Below are 21,378 nucleotides of genomic sequence, written 5' to 3' on the forward strand. Positions count from 1 at the left end.
TTTTATTTAGTAGTCACTATTACAATAAATGGTAACGCATCTTTTGCGCCAAACGAGACTTAGCTCTTATAAGAGATTTTTTTTCAATCTTTAAATTGGCCAATACTTCTTCTTGCGGCACAATTCCTAAAACAACTAACAAAGCTATCCCTTCTAAATCTGATAAATGATCAATTATCTCGGCTAATTGATCATTTAAAGGAACTTCACTTGGACTAACTTGATTTACCTGTAAAGGACGCAGCCCACTGGCAACTGCCTTTTCAATCGAGATCGACTGGGTAAGAGCACGTCGACGATAGGCATTTTCATAACGAACTAATGTTTTAGCATGATTAGTCAATCTGGTCTTATAATAACTGGCAAATTTACCTTTGCCGTCGACGTAGCTAATCGCTGATTGATAACAAATAAAAAGTGCATCTTGTTCCCAATCCTGTTTGTCATAGCAGCGCAAGTAATATTTGTTAATAATGCTATTAACAAGTGGTTGATACCGAATATACAATTTTTTCAGGGCATCTTCTTTGCCATTCTTAACTTGGTTAATTAAAGTAGCTTCTTCGGCTAGATTGTCCGTAAACTTCTGCATTTTCTTATCTCCTTAATTTTTAATTTTTGAATGCAGAATACGTAGTTTTTAAAAAGATAAATAGCGAACTTTAGTTTATTGTTCTCATGATTTTTCAAAGGCTTTTTTACTAGCCACAACCATTTTCCCATGTGAAATATTAGCTGAGTTTTACTTTACAAAGTTCTAAAATTAATTACTCGTATTGTCCTTGTATATTCTTTGACCTTTTAAATAAAAAACTCCTAGCTGTCAGTTTTTAATCTGACAGTTAGGAGTTTTTTCATTACAACATTATTGTAAGGGATTCCGACTATTAAGCATTTGATAAAGCAAGACACCAGTAGCAACACTTGCGTTTAGTGATTGAACTTGCCCAACCATTGGCAAAGTTAACATTTGATCCATTTGTTCCTTAAGTAAGCGTGAAATGCCCTTACCTTCATTGCCAATAACTAAAACAGTTCTACCATTACTATTCCATTTACGATAATCTGTCCCCGTCATATCCGTACCAAATAACCAATAACCTCTTTTTTTAAGCATTTGACTAGTTTGAACTAAATTATTTACTCTAGCTACGGGTACGTGATCAATGGCCCCAGTTGAAGTTTTAGCAACGACAGATGTTAACCCAGTAGCATGACGTTTGGGAATGATAACTGCATCAACCCCCGTTGCATCAGCTGTCCGCAATATTGAGCCCAAATTATGGGGGTCTTCAATTGAGTCCAACATTAATAAAAATGGCTCACGTTCTTGACGTTCAAATTGATCCAATAATTCATCCAAAGCAGCATATTCAAAGCTAGCAATCGTCAAAACTAACCCCTGATGGTTAGCTCCTGCTACTAAACGATCCAATTTACTTTTTGGAACAAGTTGCACAATTATTTTCTTTTTCTTAGCTAAAGTGTATACCTCATTAGTTAAACTTGCTTGTAGATTTTCTTGCAAGAAAATCTTATTAATTCGATCAGCATTTTGCGTCTTTAAAAAATCTAATCCTGCATGCTTGCCAAAAACAAAATCTTTTTCATTCGAATTCATAATTATCAATACCACCATTCTCTACGGTTTCTATACACCATTTTGTTAATTCATGAATGCGTTCGTTTTTATCTAATAATTTCAAATAACCCCAAACTGCCTCAAAACCAGTAGAGAGCTGATACGTAGCTAAACTTGTATTTTTAGCTTTAGTATGTGCTTTAGCATTGCGTCCTCTTTTAAAAGTAGCAATTTCAGCTTGAGTAAGCAAATTATCATTTTGTAATTTAGTAATTAAGGCTGCTTGTGCTTTAGCTGACACATAATAAGTTGCTTGGCGCTGTAAAACCTGTGGTTTAACAATTTGACATTTAATTAAATGTTCACGAATAGCAATTTCATAAACAGCATCCCCCAAATAAGCTAGAGTCTGACCATTAAGCGTATCCGGATTTATTTTTTGCTCAATTAAATTTTTCTTAATCACGTCTCCACCTTGTTCCTTGCGGAGTATCTTCTACAGTTATCCCCATTGCTTTCAACTTATCCCGCAACTCATCACTTTTTGCCCATTCTTTATTTTTTCGTGCTTGTTCTCGTTGGGCAACTAACCGAACTATTTCATCATCATCCTGTTTTTTAACTGTGGTAAGCAATTTTTTAGTACTAATACCAAAAATTCCTAACCAATCAGTCAACAATTTTTGCGCATGCTTTAAGGCTTCTTTATCTACTTTTGCCAAACTAAGATTAGCATTAAGTATTGGCAATAAATCATAAATCGCTGCTAAAGCATTTTGAACATTTAAATCATCATCCATTGCTTTAATAAAGTTACGCTCTGTTTGAGCAATAGCTGCTTGAACTGCAGGCGACTTGTCACTTATCGAACTGTCATTTAGCCGATATGCCAGATTTACCAACGTATTTTTAAATTTTTGCAAAATATTCTTTGCTTGCTCAAGATTTTCAGTTGAATAATTAATTGGTCGCCGATAGTGAACACTTGCCATAAAAAAGCGCAATACCTGGGGATCCGTTGTTTTCAACAAATCGTGTACGGTTACAAAGTTATGTAACGACTTAGACATCTTAGCTTGATCAGCTCCAACTGTTACAAAACCATTATGCATCCAATAATGCACAAACTTTTCGCCAGTAGCAGCTTCACTTTGCGCAATTTCATTTTCATGATGAGGAAATTCTAAATCTTGACCACCACCATGAATATCAATAGTATTACCTAGATATTTAGTCGACATTACTGAACATTCAATATGCCAGCCTGGCCTCCCTAAACTCCAAGGTGATGCCCAAGCAATTTCATCAGCTTGCTTTTGTTTCTTCCAAAGGGCAAAGTCAAGTGGATCTTCTTTGCGCTTTTGTTCGGCCACATTAACGTGTTCAGAAGCACCTGCTTCAAGTTCAGTAATATTTTGGCTGCTTAAAGCACCATAATTAGCAAACTTACGGGTACGGTAATAAACGTCACCAGCAGATTCATAAGCATAGCCTTTAGTAATTAATTGCTGAATAAATTTAATAATTGCCGTAATTTCATTTGTTGCACGAGGATTTAGCGTTGCTGGCTGGACATTAAGTGCGGCCGTATCTACACGATATGCTTCAATATAGTGCTGAGCTAAAGCCGATACTGAGATTTTTTGCGCCCGTGCCTCATTAATCATTTTATCGTCGACATCGGTAAAATTAGAAACATAATTAACTCGGTAACCTTTATATTCAAAATAGCGGCGAATTGTGTCGAATGCAACCACGCTACGCGCGTTACCAATATGAATATAGTTGTACACTGTTGGTCCACAAACATACATCGAAATCTCACCAGGCTTAATTGGGCGAAATTCTTCTTTAGTCTTAGTTAAAGTATTGTAAATTTTCACAGCGGCTAACTTGCCTTTCTAAAAAATTTTCTTTTAACAAAAACACAATTAATTAATTGATTTTTACTAAAAGAAATAGCGTATTCCGCTTTTAAGGCGTAATACGCTGTTCCTTGCTTAATTACAAACCGTTTTCACTCATTTGTTTCAAGGTTAAATCAAGGTGTTTTAATACCCGTTTTTTGCCCAAAAGCTCCATTGCTTCACCAATACCTGGTCCAACCATTGACCTAGTTGTAGCAATTCGAATAGGCATAAACAGTCTTCTACCTTTAATACCTGTTTGGGCACGCGTTGCTTGAACTGCCTGCATAATTTGAGTGGCCGTAAACCGCGATAATGATGTCAGTTGTCGCTTGAATTCTTCAATTACTGGTCTAGCTTCATCCTTACGGATTTCGTCAATTTCTTCATCACTCAAGTCTTTAGGAGCGGCAAAGAAAATCTTAGTTAAATCAACGATCTGCTTAGTATATGACATTTGCACAGAATAAATATTCACTAATTGACGCACCCATTCCATTTTTTCTGGACTAGGATCTAGCTCAATTAACCCTGCTTCTTGTAAATTGTTAAGAGCTAAGTCAAGTAAAACATCTCGATCGGCCTGTTTAATATATTGGTTATTAATCCATTCCAATTTCTTTTGATCAAAGGCAGCCGGTGATTTAGATAGCCGGGCGGGATCAAACTGCTTAATTAATTCCCGTTGTGAGTAAATTTCACTTTCACCAACTGGTGACCATCCCAAAAGCGTAATAAAATTAAACATGGCATCTGGTAAATAACCCAGGTCACGGTATTGTTCAATAAACTGAAGCACTGATTCGTCACGTTTAGACAGCTTTTTACCAGTTTCTGGATTATTAATCAACGTCATATGTCCAAACTGCGGTGGTTCCCAGCCTAATGCTTCATATACGGCTAATTGTTTTGGAGTATTTGAAATATGGTCATCGCCGCGCAAAACATGCGTAATTTCCATTAAATGATCATCTATGGCGACTGCAAAGTTATACGTTGGCATGCCATCGCGCTTTTGAATAATAAAATCGCCACCGATAGTATCAGATTCAAAACTCAAATGGCCTTTAACGATATCATCCCAAGCATATGTTCTCATTTCTGGAATATGAATTCTGACTACTGGAATTAAACCCTTGGCCTTGGCTTCTTCTTGGCTAGCCGCAATTTCAGTTGCAGTCATTCCTTCATATTCATAAGTATAGTGCGGAGCAATTCCCATTGCCCGTTGTTCTTCACGTTGTTCTTCAAGTTCTTCTTGTGTCTTGTATGAATAGTATGCTTTACCTTCATCAAGCAGTTGTTGGATATACTGATTGTATATGTCTTTACGTTCAGACTGTCGATATGGTCCAAAATTACCGCCCTTATCAGGTCCTTCGTCCCAATCAATTCCTAACCAATGCAGGTTTTCCATTTGCGATTGGGAACCGCCTTTAACATTACGTTTAGTGTCCGTATCTTCGATTCTTAAAACAAACGTTCCTTTGTTATGCCGTGCAAATAAATAATTAAATAGCGCGGTTCTTGCATTTCCTATATGTAAGTGTCCCGTTGGACTCGGGGCATACCTTACTCTTACTTTTTGTTTTGCCAAAATTTATGCCTCTTTCAAATAGTTAATTACACAATTTTAGTTTACCCGTAATATGACAAAAGTTCAATCTTTCCTATTCTAATACCAACTTTAAAGCTTGTAAAATACTAGCTACAGGAATCACATCAATTCCTAATTCTTGCAAACTACTACGCATATTGTGCTTAGGAATAAAAATTCGTTTAAAACCAGTCTTAGCTGCTTCTTTAATTCGCGCATCAATTTGATTAACGCGCCGCACTTCACCCGTTAGACCTACTTCACCTACGAAACAATCAGTTGGAGAAATTTCTTGATTTTTATAACTAGAAGCAATCGCCATAATAATTGCTAAATCGATAGCTGGTTCATTTAAACGAATCCCACCTGTTGCAGTTAAGTAAACATCTTGATTTTGGAGCATTAAATTACCCCTTTTTTCTAAAACTGCTAACAATAATGCGGCCCGATTAAAATCTAATCCTGAAGTTGTCCTTTTTGCATAGCCAAAAGCGGTCGGAGTAACTAAAGCTTGAATTTCAGCTAGTAGCGGCCGCGTCCCTTCTAAAGAAACTACAATTGCCGAACCGGTCGATTGCGGCAAGCGCTCATCTAAAAAGATTGCTGATGGATTGGTTACTTCTTTAAGACCTTTGTGAGCCATTTCAAACATGCCAATTTCATTAGCAGCTCCAAAGCGATTTTTAACTGAATGCAGGATTCGATAAGCGTGATGCTCATCGCCTTCAAAATATAACACGGTATCTACCATATGCTCCAGGATTTTGGGACCGGCAATTGCTCCTTCTTTAGTTACATGCCCAATCACAAAAACTGTAATTGCATCTATTTTTGCGATTTTCATCAGTTCACTAGTGACTTCTCGTACCTGTGAAGCCGAACCAGTCATTGAATCAAGACTAGGTTCATTCATTGTTTGAATTGAATCAATAACAACAAAGTCAGGCTGAATAGTATCAATTTGCTGGCGAATCTCTTCCATATCTGTTTCAGGATAAAGTAGCATATTATCAGCCTCTAGTCCCAAACGTTCTGCCCGCAACTTGATTTGGTTAGCAGATTCTTCTCCTGAAACATAAAGCACTTTATGCTGTTGCGCTAATTCACTCATAATCTGTAACATTAAGGTTGACTTACCAATACCTGGATCTCCCCCAATTAAGACTAGCGAGCCTGGGACAATACCACCACCTAAAACACGGTTTAATTCAGCCATACTAGTCTGAATTCGTTCTTCTTTTTCTGCCTTAACCTGTGCCATCTTAATGGGTTCACTGCCACCAGTTTGTTTAATTAACCGACTGGGACTACCTTTACTAGAACGAGTTGGACTTGTTTCAGTTTCTTTTTCGAACTGATTCCAAGCACCACAATTAGGGCAGCGTCCCAAATAACTCGCTGAAATATAGCCACAAGAATGACATTTGTATTTGGTTTTTACTCTAGCCATTAATCCTCCTTTAAATTGGTCGATCCAAAGCCTGATTGTCTCTGGCGTTCAACTGGTAAATCATCATCAGTTTTATAATATTTAATAAAAATGCCCTGACCAATTCGTTGCCCTTTTTTAATTTTAATTGGTCTAACACCATAATTGAGTACCTGGATAAAGATTTCACCTTCATTTGTTTTATTATTATAATAATCTGCATCAATCACTCCAATACCATTAGGTAGACTTAAGCTGCGCTTAAAAGTATTCGATGAGCGGTTGGCCAAAATTAGTACTTCATCTTCAGGCATATATGCCTTAATACCAGTAGGGATAAGCAATGGCTTCAAAATACTATCAGCTAAAGCATAATCCGGTTCATACAATTGATGACCATTACGCAGCAAACGAAAAATTCGCACAAAATTAAGTCGCCAGATACTAGGAATCTCGATATCAACAGCTGCTTCTAAATCATAACCCGCGCTGGCAATGGTCTGGCGTCTAGGTAAAGTAATATTTTTATCTTGATATTTAGATACAATTTCAAAGCCCCGTAGTTTCGTCATTTTGTCTCCTCTAAATTAATAAGCTCTATTTTACAATAGATTAGCTATTTTACTTAAAATATTCTACTATTATATATGTAAAAGCTCTTAAAAATGCTTGTTCAATTAAGTTATTTATAAACTTTGCAGGTATTAGCGACTTTTGTAAAACAGAGAATGGTCAAATTATTAATACTGAAAGGAATACGATGTTCAATTTAAATAATTCCCACCAATTTTGTAAAGTTTATGATGATGACGATATTCTTGTCTGTCACTGGGTCATGGATAAAGTATCTCGGTCAGATAGAGACGTTTGGATTATAGAGCACTTCTTTTTTAACCCAGCAGCAGAACAAGCTTTTTTTATTAATGAAATGCATAATATTTTTGAAATTTCTACCACAACTGCCACACCTGTTTGGCCACTTGACCCACAAGTAATTGCTTATTTTAAGCAGCACCCTAAATTTGCCAAAATTTGGTACCATAAGCCTGATAGTATATAATCAAGCTAGCTTTCTATAATAGACTACTTAAGCTGATTAAGCTAAAATAGAAGTAATATTTTAAGGAGGAATAATATTTATGACAAAAGAAATTACCAATGATAATATTGCCAACTATACAGCTGATTTAGCTAAGCATGCCGGTATCAACATTGCTAGCCGCGCTGCCCAACAAAATGGTATCTATAAGGCTAGTCAAAATTTACAATCTAAAATCGACTTAGACCCAACTTTTTCAATTGAAATTGACACGGGAAAACCATCTGATCAAAAGCAATCAGGTCGCTGTTGGATGTTCTCAGCTTTAAATACGATGCGTCATCCCCTACAAAAGGAATACAAAGTTAAAGACTTCGAATTATCCCAAAACTATACTAACTTTTGGGACAAATTTGAAAAATCAAACTGGTTCTTTGAAAATGTGATTGCCAGTGCTAAGCAACCATTGGGTGATCGCAAAGTTAGCTTTTTATTTGCTACCCCACAACAAGATGGTGGTCAATGGGATATGCTATGCGGTTTAATTGAAAAATATGGTATCGTACCAAAATCAGTTTATCCAGAAACAGCCAATGCTACCAATTCAAGTGCTTTAAATGACACCTTGAATACGCTCTTACGCAAAGATGGACTAGTTTTGCGCACTATGATTAATGAAGGTAAGTCAGAAGATGAAGTTGAGGCACGTAAGAATGAATTCTTAAACGATGTCTTCCGTGTTCTGGTAGTTTCATTAGGAATGCCACCAAAGAAATTTGACTTTGAATACAAAGATGATGAAGGTAATTACCACCGCGAAGCTGGAATTACTCCAAAAGAGTTCTTCGCTAAGTATGTTGGTATGAATCTTGAGGATCATGTCTCAATTATCAATTCGCCAACTGCTGACAAACCTTATCATAAAGTCTTCTCAGTTGAGTACTTAGGTAACGTGGTTGGTGGTCGTCAAGTACGTCACTTAAACTTAGAAATTGCTGAAATGAAAGATTTAATCATTAAGCAATTGCAGGCTGGCGAAGTTGTTTGGTTTGGTTCCAATGTTGGTAAGGATTCGGAAAGACAACTTGGCTTACTCGATACTAATATTTACAAGCGCGATGAGTTATTTGACATTGATTTATCCATGTCAAAAGCTGATAAACTTGATTCTGGTGAAAGCATGATGGATCACGCAATGGTTATTACGGGCGTTGATCTTGTTGAAGGTAAGCCAACTAAATGGAAGATTGAAAACTCTTGGGGTGAAAAACCCGGCTTTAAAGGTTACTTTGTGATGAGCGATGCTTGGTTTGATGCTTTTGTTTACCAAGCTGTTATTAATAAGAAATTCTTGTCAGATGACTTGAAAGCTGAATTTGCCGATGGTGCTAAAGACCCTATTCAACTCCTACCATGGGATCCAATGGGTGCTTTAGCTTTTAAATAAAAAATTTAAAGTAATTTAAAATATAAAAAGACTAACTTCTGCAAATATTTGAAGTTAGTTCCAGCAGTTGGATTAATAAATTTTAATAATTACTGGGCTGAGGCTTAATGGAGATTGAATATCGCCATTAAGCCTTTTAGTCTGCACTTTATGTTTTCTTGATTATAATACACAATGTAATCAAGAATTGCTTAGCTTAGCTCTGTTGGCTTGTGGTAGCAGTCGCCTTGTCCATAAAACATTGCCGCTTTTATGCATCTAATAATGGAAAATTCTATTAACAGTTTTTTTGTGGCCAAAATCAACTTAATTGAAACTAAAAAGACCTGATGCCGATTAAATATCGAATCAGATCCTAATTCTTTATCAACAATGACCTACTTGCGTCGTAATTTTACCAAATATGCAATAGTCGGTCTGGTTGCAATTTACTTAAGTTGAATTGATGAACATGCTGTGGCTTACTTGACGGGAAAGGTGCAACGAAGTCAGCTAAATTTACTAAACCAGTTGAATAAGTCCAAACACCTTTGACCTTTTTAATTGGATCTAGCAGTTCATTTCTAATTGGATAAGCAGAAATTAAAAAGTGCTTATGATGAAACTTAAATACAAAATAGGGTAAACGAAATTGATTAATAATTTCATCTTTTGTTTTACCAATTGTTACTACGTTACGATATGTACCATACTTTGCAGTAAATTTATCATTAAATGAAAAATAAAAATTAGAAATATGTACATGGGGAAAGTCTGCTTCAGCCATCTGATCAGGAATGGCAACTACATGAGCAAAATGATCCAAATTACTTTCTCTTTGTGACAAAACTTTAGCCATTTGATTAGGATTGATTACATGCGCCCATTCTGGCAAGTCAAAATTATCTTGATAAGATAAATACATTTCCCGCACAACCTCAGGCTTAACCCAATCATATTGCCGGCGAATTTCATTACGATTAAGTAAATTTTGCAAATTCTTGTGATACATTAAATCAACCACAAATAATTCATAGCGATAGCGTTCAAGCAACGGCTGATAATGCTCAATAGTTTCAACAGAAATATGAGTACTATCAACAATAACGGTTTCGCCACGCTTCATTTTTTCTTCTACGAGGTAATCTACCACTTTTTCCGTTTGTTCATTTGCTGAGCGCGGAATAACTTGACGCAGGCAATCGGTATCTTCTTCATAATAATAGGTTAAATTAGCCAACAACAAGCGAATTTGGTCGCGGCTGATCGCATATGGCTGTAAATGATGGCGTGAAATGAAAGAAGATTTACCGGAGCCAGGTGCGCCTCGTAATAAAAATATTTTACGCATACCTTATACTCCAAACTAAGAATGTAAATTTATTTAGTATCGTAGTAAATTTTAACATAAATTTGGCTAATTCTTAATTATAAGTAAAAAGCAATTAAAAATTTAGTTTAAAATTTTTTTATCACAAATATGTAAGTAATCATCAAAAGTATAAATAATGGGTTCTGCATTAGCTACTTCAAGTTTTACGATCTCATTATCATCTATTTGTTCGATTTTTTTAATTAATGCTCGTAAACTAGAGCCATGAGCTACTACTAGTTGATCTTCACCTTTAAGCATTTTACTTATAATTGCTGTTTGATAGTACGGCAATAGACGTTGTTGCGTTTGGTAGAGGCTTTCAGCTTGCGGTAAACGTCTTATATCACAATTAATATAGCGCCGATCATAAAGTGTTTTTCCAGCAGGTGGAATTGAATAAAAACCTCGACGCCACTTCAAAACCTGCTTATCACCATAAATTTGTCGTGACAGGTCTTTATTGACTCCACGTAAAATGCCATAATGTCGTTCATTTAGGCGCCATGTCTTAGTTAGCGGTAAATATAAAATATTGGCCGCTTCTGCGACAATATTGGCTGTTTCAATAGCTCGAACTAAAATAGAAGTATGAATATGAGTAGGATTGAAATCTGCAATTTCCTTAAGTAATTGACCTGCTGCTTTGGCCTGCTCTCTTCCTTTCGTAGTTAAGGCGACATCATTCCATCCAGTATAAGTATTGGTAAAATTAGCAATGCTTTCTCCGTGACGCAATAGTACCAATTTCACCATTTTACTTCACCCAATGCATAATTAACAAAATAATGCCACTAATTGTAAAAATAAGCCCTAAAATCATAAAGGCATTATAACCTTTACTTTGCTTGTAGCGTTTTCTATTAAAAGCATAGGCCATATCATATAAGCCAACGATTAAAACAATAATTGCTGTAAAAAGATTAACTTGAAAATTCATTTTTTCTCCTATTCTTAATAATCATGATTAGTCTCAATCAGCCGATGATTCTTCCCCCGTTCACATTCAACTTGAAAGTTAATATGGTTGATACCCAAAGTTATCAGCTTTTGACTAATTACCTGTGTCAATTGTTCAAATTCTTCCGCTGTCAATTCGGGAGCTACATTAACATGAGCATCTAACATGATATAGCGCTCACTATAACGCCAAACATGAACATGATGCATATTTTTAATTTCAGGAAAAGACAATACAATTTTATTTATTTCAGCTAAGTCAATATCTGGGTTAGATTCCATCAAAATATTAGCTGCCTGCTTGGTTAAGCCATAAGCCTCGTGTAAAACAAAGAGTGACACTAAGATAGTCATTACTGGATCAAGCCAACTGACATGCCAAAAATAAATACATATTGCACCAATCACCACTGCTACGCTTGAGAGCGCATCGCTTAGCATATGAATAAAAGTTGAACGAGCATTTAAATTATTTTGTTCAGCTTGATGCATGACTAACATTGAAATCACATTCGCCACTAGCCCAATTATCGCTATTACTAACATAATTGGCCCACTAATTTCATTAGGCTGCCAAAAACGCTCAATTGCTTCAATAAATAAGACAATACTAATAATAATTAAAATAATTCCGTTAGTGAATGCAGCTAAAGTTTCTGCACGCTCATAACCAAATGTCTTATACTGATTACTACGGCGTTTACTAATTAAATGAGCTATAAATGAAATAATAATTGCACCAACATCACTTAAGTTGTGAACTGCATCCGACAATAACGATAGCGAGCCAGATATTATACCGCCTAAAAATTCACTAACCGTTATAATTACATTCAAAACAGTTACATAAATATATCTCTTAGTCCGATGATCATTCATTAACTTCACCTCTCAATAGCAAAAAGCCCTACTTTTAGTAGGACTCTAAATATTTTCAGCATCAATATTGTAATCAATAATTTCAAACTTGCCATTATCAGCTAAAAGTGCCCGACTTATACTGCCGTTGTTAGGAAAAATAATATCATGCTGACCATCACTTTGCTGCCAATACTTAATTGCTAAAGTTTTAATAAAATCACCATGGGAAACAATTAATATCCGTTGCTCATTTTTAGTCAATTCCTGTAAAACAGAAATTGCCCGTTCCATTCGCTTATCTAATTCCTGGCTATTTTCTGCTAAATGCCGTGGATCAGCTTTTTTCGTTGCTTGCCGGAATCTAGCAATTCCAACTTGATTAATAATACTCGTAATATCTTTTTCTGCTTTCAAACCAGCAGCTAATGCAACTTGTTGCCAAGTATTGTCAATATCGTCGCCTTCAAATGAGCCAAAGAAAACCTCACGAAATTCTGGTAATTTCTTTATTTTACCTATTTCAGAAACTTGATTAGCATCTTTTATTAAATGAACTGTGTCAATTGCTCGCTTAAGATCAGAAGAATACATATTGTCAAAATGAACTTGACTTAATGCATTAGCCGTTTTTTTCAAGTCGTCGATTCCCTTTATTGTTAAGGGCGAATCACTCCAGCCCTGAACTTTATTCAACTGGTTAAACATGGTCTCGCCATGACGCACTAAATAAATTTCCGTTGCCAACTTATATTCTCCTTTCAGCTATAGCATAACGTGGATTAAACTATAACATATATGCCTTATAAAATAAATAGCCTACCTGCAGTAAGATTAGTGTTATAAATAATATTTTTAATTGCATGGACTACAGTAAATTTTTATCGGTAAATATATAGTGATCAAACTTAGATATCAAATTGAACGATTATCAACACTACCGCTAATAAAATTTTTGTCATAATTCCTCCCAAAAAATCAAAACACATTATAGAATTATAGGTATTGGCCCTTCTTGATCATCATATCGATTATAATATACTTAATAAACCAATTTAAGAAGGTAAATTTAAGTGACAAAATTTGAAACGTTAATATTTATTCCAGAAGGTAGTTTACTTAATGAACAAGTCGCTGAAAGAAAGGCTCTAAGTCAAACACTAAAATCAAAGCAGCCATTTGGTCCAAGTGAGCGTTTAAAATATACCAAATTACAAGAAAAAACCAAACTACTAGGATTAAACAAGCGAATTTCATTAATCCTAAATGCGTTCAATCTTCAGCCAGAAATTTTTACTATAAATTTACAAAAACAGCATCAATTAGTCAAAGGAACTATTTCGTTTTTAGATGCAGTCGTTGACCAGGTTAATTTAATCATGTTGGCTAAAGAGTCAAAACAGATTATCACTCCTCGCTTAGAGCAAAGTGCACTGCTAACTTATTTTGCTGCTACCTATTTTGCTGATGATTTTACCCAAGAATTGCCTGCTAAATCAGTTTTAGCGCAAGTTGTCCGCCAAGAGCAATTAGACCCTGATACATGTTTAGTCATTGGAACAGATTTAGCTGATGAAATTCAAGGAGCCGTAAATACAAACTTGCAATCACTATGGCTTGCACCCAAAAAAAGCAAATTACCAATTAGTCCGCGCCCCACCTTACATTTAAATAAGTTAAGTGACTTATTATTTTATCTTGATCTCAGCTAGTTTATAATATTATATAGAAAGAAGAGGTATTACCATGAAAAAAGTTGCCGTTGTATTTGCCGATGGTTGTGAAGAAGTAGAAGGATTAAGCGTAGTTGATGTTTTGCGACGCTTAAGCATTCCAACTGACATGGTTGGTCTAACTAGCCCAAAAATCACTGGAGATCACCAAATTCTACTTACATGTGACAAAGTATTAGATGATAGTTTATTAGATTATGACTTAGTTGCTTTCCCAGGCGGAAAAAGCGGTGCCGAAAATTTACGCGATCATAAAAACCTTCGTGACTTAATGGTTAAGCGTCACGAAGAAGGCAAATGGAATGCAGCGATGTGTGCTGCTCCAATTGCCTTAGCCCGTTATGGCATATTAGACAACGCTGATTATACTTGTTATCCAGGTTTTGACAAACAGACTAAGCAAGATGCACCAACTGGCAAATTTAAAGAAACAATTACAGTAACTGACCACAAAAATAAGCTTATTACTAGTCGCGGTCCGGCTACTGCGTGGGCATATGCTTATGCAATTGCTGAGGCTTTAGGGGTTGAAACTAAACAGCTACAGCAAGGCATGCTTTACAATTATCTAGCTGATAATATCCAGACCAGCTTGTAATAAAAAACCGTTCCAATTCAAAAGAGTTGGAACGGTTTTTACTTGATACTTAATAATAAGACTGGTAAATTTTTTATTACTAAGCTTTGCTATTTTGATATGTATACTCAACAATAACAGTTAAAACTAAGATAATCACTATACTACCAAGCAAAACAATGATTCCCGCACTAAAATTTAATTGCGGATTTTGGTATAACATTCCTAGTTTCCCCGAAACAGTATCAACCGCATTTAGATACGTCACCGGTAACCAAGCACTAACTTTTCTTAACATTGGGACAGCTATTACCGCCACATTCACTCCTAATACTAACAAGAGTGCAAGCAGCAATGTGGGCAGTTGCGCACGAAAAATTATGGCCAAAAATCTTACCAAAACTATTAAGAATAACAAGCCTAAAAGTTGTAAAGCAATAATTGGTAAAATTAAATTGTCACTAGCCACAAAGTTAGTCATCATTCGACCGTTAACAAATTTATAGGTCAAATACGGAAAAGCTAAATTACCAGCACCAGCAAAAATCGTTGCGGCAATTATCATTAACAAATTTATTACCAAAAAACTTCCCCCTAGTAATATTAAACCCGCACTAATTTCCGTTAAAGCTTGACGCCATTTACTAATGGGATTGAGCCGAGTTAGATCAAGTTTTTGATGATAAGGTTCTGTTAATAATAAAGTTAAGATAAACAAAGCCACCAAAGTAAATAGATACGGTAAATACTGCTGGTTAAGGTGCAACCAAAATTGGATTCCCGTTACTGGCATATCTTGATTTTCATAAGCGAGTGGTTTGTCTTTAAGATAGGCAAAAAATTTTAGTTTGTTATTAGTCTCTGTCACTTGAGCGGGATCAACCTGGTCAGCAATGTTTTCTAAGTGTTTTTTTTCATGCTGCTTTTTTTGCCACATCAGCGTATAAGCTAACTGCCACTTAGCAGCTTGAGCAGCTTTTTGTATTTGATAATCTTGGTTGGCAATTTTTTGGTTACTATTAATATCTTGTTCAGTTTCTTGATAAAGGTCACTATTTTTCTTTTGCTGCTTCAGATTTTGTTTTAACTTAGCAATCTCTGTTTGATAGTAAGTACCTTCTTTTTGGGCTCCTGCCTGCAAGGTAAATTGGGGCGCGGTACGTAGATTCAAAAATAAAATAAAGCCCAAAATTAGAATCAGGATAGAAAGACAAATTGGCGTCAACTTATTTTTAACTACTTTTTTTAATTGAAATAGGAGATAAGCCATTACAGTACCTCCACTTCTTTGAAATGATGAGTTCTAGTCCGTTCTAATAAGCAAATCAAACTAAACAAAACAAGTGAACCAATTAGTAGGGTACCTACCCCACTAGTAAAATTAATATGGTAATTATCTAAGTTATCAGCAACTACCCCCGAAACTACATTGATTGCATTAAGATAAGTGTTAGGTAGCCACTGGGCAATCTGAGCCAAAGGTTCAATTATGGTGGTTGCTAATCCAATACCTACTACTAAAAGTACCGCTAATAACAGGGTCGGTAACTGATTATGCAATAGTTTTGCCAGTAACTGAATAAACAGTACTAAAAATATAAATTCCAAAAATTGTAAGATTAAAATTTGGGGGATTAAAGTAGCTAACGGAACTACAGCAACTGTTTGCCGTCCATTGACTAGATGATGAATAATAGCTGGGTATTGTAAATTACCCGTGCCAAAGATTAAAGATGCTCCGGTAAAAACTAATAAACTTAACAATAAATATAATAAACAACTAATGGCTAATCCTACCAAACTATTAGATAGTTGCTTACGCATTACATTTATTGGTAAAACAGTGGTGATATCTAAGCCATTTTTATAAGCGTCAGTATATAGATACGTTAAAATAAAAATTATCACTAAAGTAAATAAAATTGGCCAGTAGGTTCCGTTTAAGTCTGACCAAAACTGAATACCAGTAACGGCTGCATCACTTTCATAAGGCAGCGGATGCTTAACTAAATATTGATAGCGCTTTTTAATGCCACTAACGACGTCAAGGTTTCGCTCACTTAATCCAGTAGTTTTCATTTTATTACTCTCTTTGATTTTTTCCTTATAAACTAGTCCCCATTGCCCCTTATTAATATGTTTAATCAACGCTTGATTTACTTGTAATTGTTTTTTTGTTTGCTTCAGTGCGATTTTAGTTTGACGGTAACCTTCACCAGTCGGCGAATACTTTTTTAATGCTTGCTTATCTTGGGCAATATTATTTTTTTGGATTACAATATTGCCTTGTATCTGACCCTTGATTGATTCTCCGCTGTCAATTTGATTAGCATTAAGAAATAAAATACCAAAAGAAATAATTATTAAAATGCACGAAGCAATTATGGTTAAGTTATGCTTGGTAATTTTTTTAAATTGAAAACCAAAGTAAGACATCATTCCTACACCTCACGCATCATTTGTTGTTCTAAAACTAAACGATGAGCGTTGATCATCCTTAGTTCACTGCTATAATGTGAGGTCATGATAATACATTTGTTTTTATGCGAAACTTCTTGCGCTAAGCGGTCATAAAGTTGCTTGCGACTTACCTCATCCAAACCATTGGTTATTTCATCCATTAAATAATATTCGGCATCACTTACAAAATACATGGCTACCAGCAATTTCTGTTTCATTCCTAGTGAATATTTTTTAATGGGTACTTTGGCGTAATCTTGCACCCCTAAGAAGGCTAACTCGTCTGCTAAATTCACCTGTGAGTGCCACATGTTTTTGATAAATTTTAAATAGTCTAAGCTATTAAGATTGGGATTGAGCCAGTCATTACTTTCGAAGAAAAAAACTTTGTCCTTATTTTGGGTATACGGTTTACCTTCTAAGCGAATTCTTCCAGCAGCAATCGGGATCAAATTAGTAATTGCCCGCAAAAAACTAGTTTTGCCTAACCCATTTTCGGCAGCAATCTGATAAAACTGACCAGGCATAAACTGATAACTAAAATCATGCAAGATTGGTTGACGGGTTTTAATTGTGAGATGATTAACTTCGAGCATAACAGTCTCCTTGATAAAATATGGTATTAATAGAAATGATGTGATTAAACAAGCTTATCACTTAATATTAATGATTTAGTTATTATTTATAAAATAACATATTTTAAGGTTCATATATTCAACAAAATTTATACTTATTGTTTTTTTCCACATAGTAGATAACTAACTGATTATTTTTACTTTTAATAACATTTTTATTTTAGAAAAAAATAATTGACTTTTATTGGCAGACTGATATTCTTTAACCGTTAAATTGCTTATCATATTAGAAGTTGACTCTACCAATACACCTTATTCTTAATAACTAAAAATAGTCCCCCAAGCTGGGAGACTACTATATTAATATTGACCAATCATTAAACTTGGTATAAATTGATAATTTCCATGATTAAGCCAACGTTGTAGTTCAAGTAAAGAATTCTCTCCTATTTCCTTATTACGTTTAGGTAACCGCTTGATTTCTTGTTCAACCTTTATTAATTCTTTTAAAGCTGCTTTCTTCCCTTGACTATCTTTAATCCTCATTACCTCAAATTCAGCTTTAACCAGAGGCTTTAAATTGCGCTTAAGTGCCTTAACATTATAAATACCAGTCAGCAAGCTAACCCAACCTTGATATTTCCCACTCTGGTCAATAATATGCACCATTATATGCTTATTTAAAGAATTAACTTCAATTACTTTGAATAATACTTTATTGACTACCAGTTGCTCAACATAAGCTTCACTATATTTTTCTACTTGCTCGGCTTGTTTATACATTGGGTTCATTAGCGAATTTGAAGATAACCGAAATACATAACCAGCACGATTTAACTGTTTAGTTGCAATTTGATCAATTTGCGTTATATTTTCTTGATTATTTTTAGTAGAGGCATTGACAAGTGCAGTTGCAATTGTTCCAGTTGCTAGTGTAAATAATGATACAGCAGTTGAAATCACCATTAATTTAGAACTTTTTTTCATTGTGTCTTTCCTCCATAACATTAAACTTGTTAATTTATTTTTAATATAAACTGAAATTTAATAATAGTCAATTGCCGTTTGTTAAATTTTTTTATTTTTATTTTTTCTTAAATTTCCATCTGAAATGCTTTGATAGAGTAGGACTTCATAACTTTAAGTTTATAAAAAAAAGTAAATTATCTTGCTATTTAATACTAATATTAATATTTTATTCGCAATTAATAAAAAATACTTTTTTAAATTTTATTATTCTTAACTTTCCTTGTCATTAAAAATATGTTTTAAAAATTGATAGTAATAAATATGTTTTAAATATAAAGTATACAAAATTATATAACGATTGTTCTAAATTTAAATAGTAATTTAAAACGGCCTAGTTTGACATAAAATTGAATTTATTAATAATAAAAAAAGAAGCCCTACCTCTTTTGAGATAGGAGCTTCTTTTACTACTTAAGTTTGTTCAAGAATTTCTTGATTTTACTTGAAGTTAGAACGTTTAACGAATTTATTTTGACCAACTGCATAATATTCGCTACCTTGAATATTTACTGCATTGCCATAAGTTTGAATTGCACTATTCTTTTTTAATGCTTTCCGACTTATTCTTTGGCCATATTGGTTATATACGTATGACTTGTGCTTTAACTTACGGCCAGTTCCTGTAACATTATCACTTGCTAGATATTGACCTTCAGCTATTGCTACGTACTTCTGTCCACTAATCGTTCTACTTTCACCAGTAGTAATTCTGGATCCTGCCTTCAGAACAAGCTTATTCAAACGGTTACCATTTTCATCATAAATGTATGCATTATGATGAACTTCTGCATTCGCAGTTACTCCATCAGCAAGGGTATTATTTGCCTCTACAGTTACAAATGCAAAATTGGCTGCCTTGACATAGCGGTTTTGACCAATGATGTAGTATGCAATACCTTTGATCTTCACTGGATCACCATATGTGCCAACTTCTGAATTCTTCTTAAGTAATGTTATACCTACACGCTTGCCATAACGGTTATATACAAATGCATTCCGTTTCAGGCGACGCTTGTTACTAATAACATTATTAACAGCTACGTATAAGCCATTATCTGTTATGTAGAATTCACGACCGTTAATCTTTTCTATTCCATACGTTGAAATTATCGAACCGCTCTTAGCTACCAATAAGTTAGCTCGCTTACCTTGTTTGTTATAGAAGTAAGCATTGTGGTTAAGCCGCTTTTCAATAGCATCTGGCTTATTATTCCCTTGACTAGGAATATTCTTATTAATTTCAGCTATAGCATTATCGAGAATTTGCTTTAGCTCTTCAGGAGTTTTAGCTTTACTGATTGCATCCTTAGCTTTGGCTGCCGCATTATCAACTGCCTTATTAGCGGCTGCTTTTTGCTCATCAGTTAAGTTTGGATCCTTATTAATTTTATCTTTAGCTGCAGATACTGCATCATCGATTGCTTTGTCTGCAGCTTTCTTTTGGTCTTCTAAAATTTTATCAAAAGTTAAATTAGTGTTACCTGGGTTAGTGTTACCACCATTGCCATTACCACCAGAATTGTTGTTGCCTGGTACTTGCTTGTCAATATCTGAAGTTCCCTTGTCCTTAGCCTTGTTAACTTCGTCTGGGGTCTTGGCCTTGTCGATTTCGTCCTTAGCTTTAGCTGCGGCATCATCAACTTGTTTCTTAGCATCTTCTTTTTGCTTGTCAGTTAAGTTTGGATCTTTATCGATCTTATCCTTAGCCTTGGCTGCGGCGTCATCAACTTCCTTCTTAGCATCTTCTTTTTGTTTATTCAAGCTGCTATCTGGAACTACCTTACCAATTTCAGCTAAACCATTTTCTTTAGCTTGGTTAACTTCATCTGGCGTCTTAGCCTTATCTACTGCATCCTTAGCAGCAGAAGCGGCCTTGTCAATAGCGTCAGTTGCCGCCTTCTTCTGCTCATCTGTTAACTTAGGATCCTTATTAATGGCATCCTTAGCAGCGGAAGCAGCCTTATCAATGGCATCCTTAGCGGCCTTCTTCTGATCTTCTAAGCTGTTACCTGGTGTGTTGTTGCCTGGTACTTGCTTGTCAATATCTGAAGTTCCCTTGTCCTTAGCCTTGTTAACTTCGTCTGGGGTCTTGGCCTTGTCGATTTCGTCCTTAGCTTTGGCTGCGGCATCATCAACTTGTTTCTTAGCATCTTCTTTTTGCTTGTCAGTTAAGTTTGGATCTTTATCGATCTTATCCTTAGCCTTGGCTGCGGCGTCATCAACTTCCTTCTTAGCATCTTCTTTTTGTTTATTCAAGCTGCTATCTGGAACTACCTTACCAATTTCAGCTAAACCATTTTCTTTAGCTTGGTTAACTTCATCTGGCGTCTTAGCCTGATCTACTGCATCCTTAGCAGCAGAAGCGGCCTTGTCAATAGCGTCAGTTGCCGCCTTCTTCTGCTCATCTGTTAACTTAGGATCCTTATTAATGGCATCCTTAGCCTTCGCTGCAGCGTCATCAATTGACTTCTTAGCATCTTCTTTTTGCTTATCTAAAGTGCTGTTTGGAACAGCCTTACCAATTTCAGCTAAACCATTTTCTTTAGCCTTATTAATATCATCAGAGTTAACAGCCTTGTTGATTTCTTCCTTAGCTTTAGCTGCGGCATCATCGACTGCTTTATTGCCAGCTGCTTTTTCAGCATCTGTTAAACTACTGTCTTTATTAATGGCATCCTTAGCAGCTCCGGCGGCCTTGTCAATGGCATCAGTTGCGGCCTTCTTCTGCTCGTCTACTGTACCATTTGATTTTGGAATACTGTTGATTCCTGTAATTCCGTCTGCTTGGGCTTGATTAATTTCATCTGCATTCTTAGCCTGATCTACTGCATCCT

Annotated in this window: 21 protein-coding genes; 4 read left to right on the forward strand and 17 right to left on the reverse strand. The window is 35.3% G+C overall.

Going from position 1 to position 21,378, the window contains the following annotated elements; genetic code table 11:
* Positions 1 to 19: 19 nt before the first annotated feature.
* From F5ESL0225_RS06020 to F5ESL0225_RS06050, 7 genes are all read right to left on the reverse strand, one after another.
* Positions 20 to 592, reverse strand: a complete 573-nt coding sequence (locus F5ESL0225_RS06020; protein ID WP_122024868.1) for a sigma factor — start codon at positions 590 to 592, stop codon at positions 20 to 22.
* Positions 593 to 865: 273 nt separating this feature from the next.
* Positions 866 to 1,621 carry a 23S rRNA (guanosine(2251)-2'-O)-methyltransferase RlmB gene (rlmB, locus tag F5ESL0225_RS06025; RefSeq protein ID WP_090093800.1) on the reverse strand — a complete coding sequence of 252 codons (756 nt, stop codon included), beginning with the start codon at positions 1,619 to 1,621 and terminating at the stop codon, positions 866 to 868.
* A complete protein-coding gene (locus F5ESL0225_RS06030; RefSeq protein ID WP_090093799.1) occupies positions 1,608 to 2,048 on the reverse strand; it encodes a Mini-ribonuclease 3 in 441 nt (146 codons plus the stop codon). The genes rlmB and F5ESL0225_RS06030 overlap by 14 nt, the downstream gene beginning before the upstream one ends.
* A complete protein-coding gene (gene cysS / locus F5ESL0225_RS06035) occupies positions 2,041 to 3,465 on the reverse strand; it encodes a cysteine--tRNA ligase (protein ID WP_122024869.1) in 1,425 nt (474 codons plus the stop codon). Before cysS ends, F5ESL0225_RS06030 begins: the two co-directional genes overlap by 8 nt.
* Before the next feature lie 121 nt (positions 3,466 to 3,586).
* Positions 3,587 to 5,086 carry a glutamate--tRNA ligase gene (gene gltX, locus F5ESL0225_RS06040; RefSeq protein WP_122024870.1) on the reverse strand — a complete coding sequence of 500 codons (1,500 nt, stop codon included), beginning with the start codon at positions 5,084 to 5,086 and terminating at the stop codon, positions 3,587 to 3,589.
* 73 nt (positions 5,087 to 5,159) lie between these two features.
* Positions 5,160 to 6,536 (reverse strand): DNA repair protein RadA, encoded by a 1,377-nt coding sequence (gene radA, locus F5ESL0225_RS06045; RefSeq protein WP_122048077.1) that lies wholly within the window; start codon positions 6,534 to 6,536, stop codon positions 5,160 to 5,162.
* A complete protein-coding gene (locus tag F5ESL0225_RS06050) occupies positions 6,536 to 7,087 on the reverse strand; it encodes a dUTP diphosphatase (protein WP_122022090.1) in 552 nt (183 codons plus the stop codon). The genes radA and F5ESL0225_RS06050 overlap by 1 nt, the downstream gene beginning before the upstream one ends.
* A gap of 188 nt (positions 7,088 to 7,275) precedes the next feature.
* Between F5ESL0225_RS06050 and F5ESL0225_RS06055 the strand changes: the two genes are divergently transcribed.
* Entirely contained in the window at positions 7,276 to 7,575 is a 300-nt protein-coding gene (locus tag F5ESL0225_RS06055) for a hypothetical protein (RefSeq protein ID WP_122024871.1), read from the forward strand.
* 79 nt (positions 7,576 to 7,654) lie between these two features.
* Positions 7,655 to 9,001 (forward strand): aminopeptidase C, encoded by a 1,347-nt coding sequence (gene pepC / locus F5ESL0225_RS06060; RefSeq protein ID WP_122022092.1) that lies wholly within the window; start codon positions 7,655 to 7,657, stop codon positions 8,999 to 9,001.
* A gap of 394 nt (positions 9,002 to 9,395) precedes the next feature.
* On the opposite strand, the gene F5ESL0225_RS06065 is transcribed toward pepC, so the two are convergent.
* The 5 genes from F5ESL0225_RS06065 to F5ESL0225_RS06085 form a co-directional block, all read right to left on the reverse strand.
* Positions 9,396 to 10,331 carry an AAA family ATPase gene (locus F5ESL0225_RS06065; protein ID WP_122022098.1) on the reverse strand — a complete coding sequence of 312 codons (936 nt, stop codon included), beginning with the start codon at positions 10,329 to 10,331 and terminating at the stop codon, positions 9,396 to 9,398.
* A 102-nt stretch (positions 10,332 to 10,433) separates the two neighbouring features.
* On the reverse strand, positions 10,434 to 11,108 hold the full coding sequence (locus F5ESL0225_RS06070; protein ID WP_122024873.1) for a 2,3-diphosphoglycerate-dependent phosphoglycerate mutase: 675 nt from the start codon (positions 11,106 to 11,108) through the stop codon (positions 10,434 to 10,436).
* Between the two features lies 1 nt (position 11,109).
* A complete protein-coding gene (locus tag F5ESL0225_RS06075) occupies positions 11,110 to 11,292 on the reverse strand; it encodes a hypothetical protein (protein ID WP_122022100.1) in 183 nt (60 codons plus the stop codon).
* Between the two features lie 14 nt (positions 11,293 to 11,306).
* Positions 11,307 to 12,191 (reverse strand): cation diffusion facilitator family transporter, encoded by an 885-nt coding sequence (locus tag F5ESL0225_RS06080; protein WP_122022101.1) that lies wholly within the window; start codon positions 12,189 to 12,191, stop codon positions 11,307 to 11,309.
* 45 nt (positions 12,192 to 12,236) lie between these two features.
* Positions 12,237 to 12,917 carry a histidine phosphatase family protein gene (locus F5ESL0225_RS06085; RefSeq protein ID WP_122048078.1) on the reverse strand — a complete coding sequence of 227 codons (681 nt, stop codon included), beginning with the start codon at positions 12,915 to 12,917 and terminating at the stop codon, positions 12,237 to 12,239.
* 326 nt (positions 12,918 to 13,243) lie between these two features.
* Between F5ESL0225_RS06085 and F5ESL0225_RS06090 the strand changes: the two genes are divergently transcribed.
* Together F5ESL0225_RS06090 and F5ESL0225_RS06095 are read left to right on the forward strand one after the other, a co-directional pair.
* Positions 13,244 to 13,882: an HAD hydrolase-like protein gene (locus F5ESL0225_RS06090; RefSeq protein WP_122024875.1), complete on the forward strand. Its 639-nt coding sequence runs from the start codon at positions 13,244 to 13,246 to the stop codon at positions 13,880 to 13,882.
* A 34-nt stretch (positions 13,883 to 13,916) separates the two neighbouring features.
* Positions 13,917 to 14,501 carry a DJ-1 family glyoxalase III gene (locus tag F5ESL0225_RS06095; RefSeq protein WP_122022104.1) on the forward strand — a complete coding sequence of 195 codons (585 nt, stop codon included), beginning with the start codon at positions 13,917 to 13,919 and terminating at the stop codon, positions 14,499 to 14,501.
* 79 nt (positions 14,502 to 14,580) lie between these two features.
* Here F5ESL0225_RS06095 and F5ESL0225_RS06100 read toward each other — a convergent pair whose 3' ends face one another.
* The 5 genes from F5ESL0225_RS06100 to F5ESL0225_RS06120 form a co-directional block, all read right to left on the reverse strand.
* Positions 14,581 to 15,750 (reverse strand): hypothetical protein, encoded by a 1,170-nt coding sequence (locus tag F5ESL0225_RS06100; RefSeq protein ID WP_122022105.1) that lies wholly within the window; start codon positions 15,748 to 15,750, stop codon positions 14,581 to 14,583.
* Complete coding sequence (locus F5ESL0225_RS06105; RefSeq protein ID WP_122048079.1) at positions 15,750 to 16,919, reverse strand: hypothetical protein; 1,170 nt, start codon at positions 16,917 to 16,919, stop codon at positions 15,750 to 15,752. The genes F5ESL0225_RS06100 and F5ESL0225_RS06105 overlap by 1 nt, the downstream gene beginning before the upstream one ends.
* 2 nt (positions 16,920 to 16,921) lie before the next feature.
* Entirely contained in the window at positions 16,922 to 17,536 is a 615-nt protein-coding gene (locus tag F5ESL0225_RS06110) for an ABC transporter ATP-binding protein (RefSeq protein WP_122022107.1), read from the reverse strand.
* A gap of 339 nt (positions 17,537 to 17,875) precedes the next feature.
* Positions 17,876 to 18,502 (reverse strand): hypothetical protein, encoded by a 627-nt coding sequence (locus F5ESL0225_RS06115; protein WP_122024878.1) that lies wholly within the window; start codon positions 18,500 to 18,502, stop codon positions 17,876 to 17,878.
* Positions 18,503 to 18,982: 480 nt separating this feature from the next.
* Positions 18,983 to 21,378, reverse strand: a 2,396-nt coding sequence (locus tag F5ESL0225_RS06120) for a DUF1542 domain-containing protein (RefSeq protein WP_122048080.1), incomplete at its 5' end; no start/stop codon positions are given.

Source organism: Lactobacillus sp. ESL0225 (assembly GCF_003692905.1).
GTDB lineage: Bacteria > Bacillota > Bacilli > Lactobacillales > Lactobacillaceae > Lactobacillus > Lactobacillus bombicola.

Excerpts from the sequence above, each read along its gene's own strand:
- F5ESL0225_RS06095 (WP_122022104.1), top strand. The coding sequence starts at position 13,917 with ATGAAAAAAGTTGCCGTTGTATTTGCCGATGGTTGTGAAGAAGTAGAA.
- F5ESL0225_RS06080 (WP_122022101.1), bottom strand. The coding sequence starts at position 12,191 with ATGAATGATCATCGGACTAAGAGATATATTTATGTAACTGTTTTGAAT.
- rlmB (WP_090093800.1), bottom strand. The coding sequence starts at position 1,621 with ATGAATTCGAATGAAAAAGATTTTGTTTTTGGCAAGCATGCAGGATTA.
- F5ESL0225_RS06050 (WP_122022090.1), bottom strand. The coding sequence starts at position 7,087 with ATGACGAAACTACGGGGCTTTGAAATTGTATCTAAATATCAAGATAAA.
- F5ESL0225_RS06055 (WP_122024871.1), top strand. The coding sequence starts at position 7,276 with ATGTTCAATTTAAATAATTCCCACCAATTTTGTAAAGTTTATGATGAT.
- F5ESL0225_RS06115 (WP_122024878.1), bottom strand. The coding sequence starts at position 18,502 with ATGAAAAAAAGTTCTAAATTAATGGTGATTTCAACTGCTGTATCATTA.
- F5ESL0225_RS06105 (WP_122048079.1), bottom strand. The coding sequence starts at position 16,919 with ATGATGTCTTACTTTGGTTTTCAATTTAAAAAAATTACCAAGCATAAC.
- pepC (WP_122022092.1), top strand. The coding sequence starts at position 7,655 with ATGACAAAAGAAATTACCAATGATAATATTGCCAACTATACAGCTGAT.
- F5ESL0225_RS06065 (WP_122022098.1), bottom strand. The coding sequence starts at position 10,331 with ATGCGTAAAATATTTTTATTACGAGGCGCACCTGGCTCCGGTAAATCT.
- F5ESL0225_RS06075 (WP_122022100.1), bottom strand. The coding sequence starts at position 11,292 with ATGAATTTTCAAGTTAATCTTTTTACAGCAATTATTGTTTTAATCGTT.
- radA (WP_122048077.1), bottom strand. The coding sequence starts at position 6,536 with ATGGCTAGAGTAAAAACCAAATACAAATGTCATTCTTGTGGCTATATT.
- F5ESL0225_RS06070 (WP_122024873.1), bottom strand. The coding sequence starts at position 11,108 with ATGGTGAAATTGGTACTATTGCGTCACGGAGAAAGCATTGCTAATTTT.
- F5ESL0225_RS06110 (WP_122022107.1), bottom strand. The coding sequence starts at position 17,536 with ATGCTCGAAGTTAATCATCTCACAATTAAAACCCGTCAACCAATCTTG.
- F5ESL0225_RS06100 (WP_122022105.1), bottom strand. The coding sequence starts at position 15,750 with ATGGCTTATCTCCTATTTCAATTAAAAAAAGTAGTTAAAAATAAGTTG.
- F5ESL0225_RS06020 (WP_122024868.1), bottom strand. The coding sequence starts at position 592 with ATGCAGAAGTTTACGGACAATCTAGCCGAAGAAGCTACTTTAATTAAC.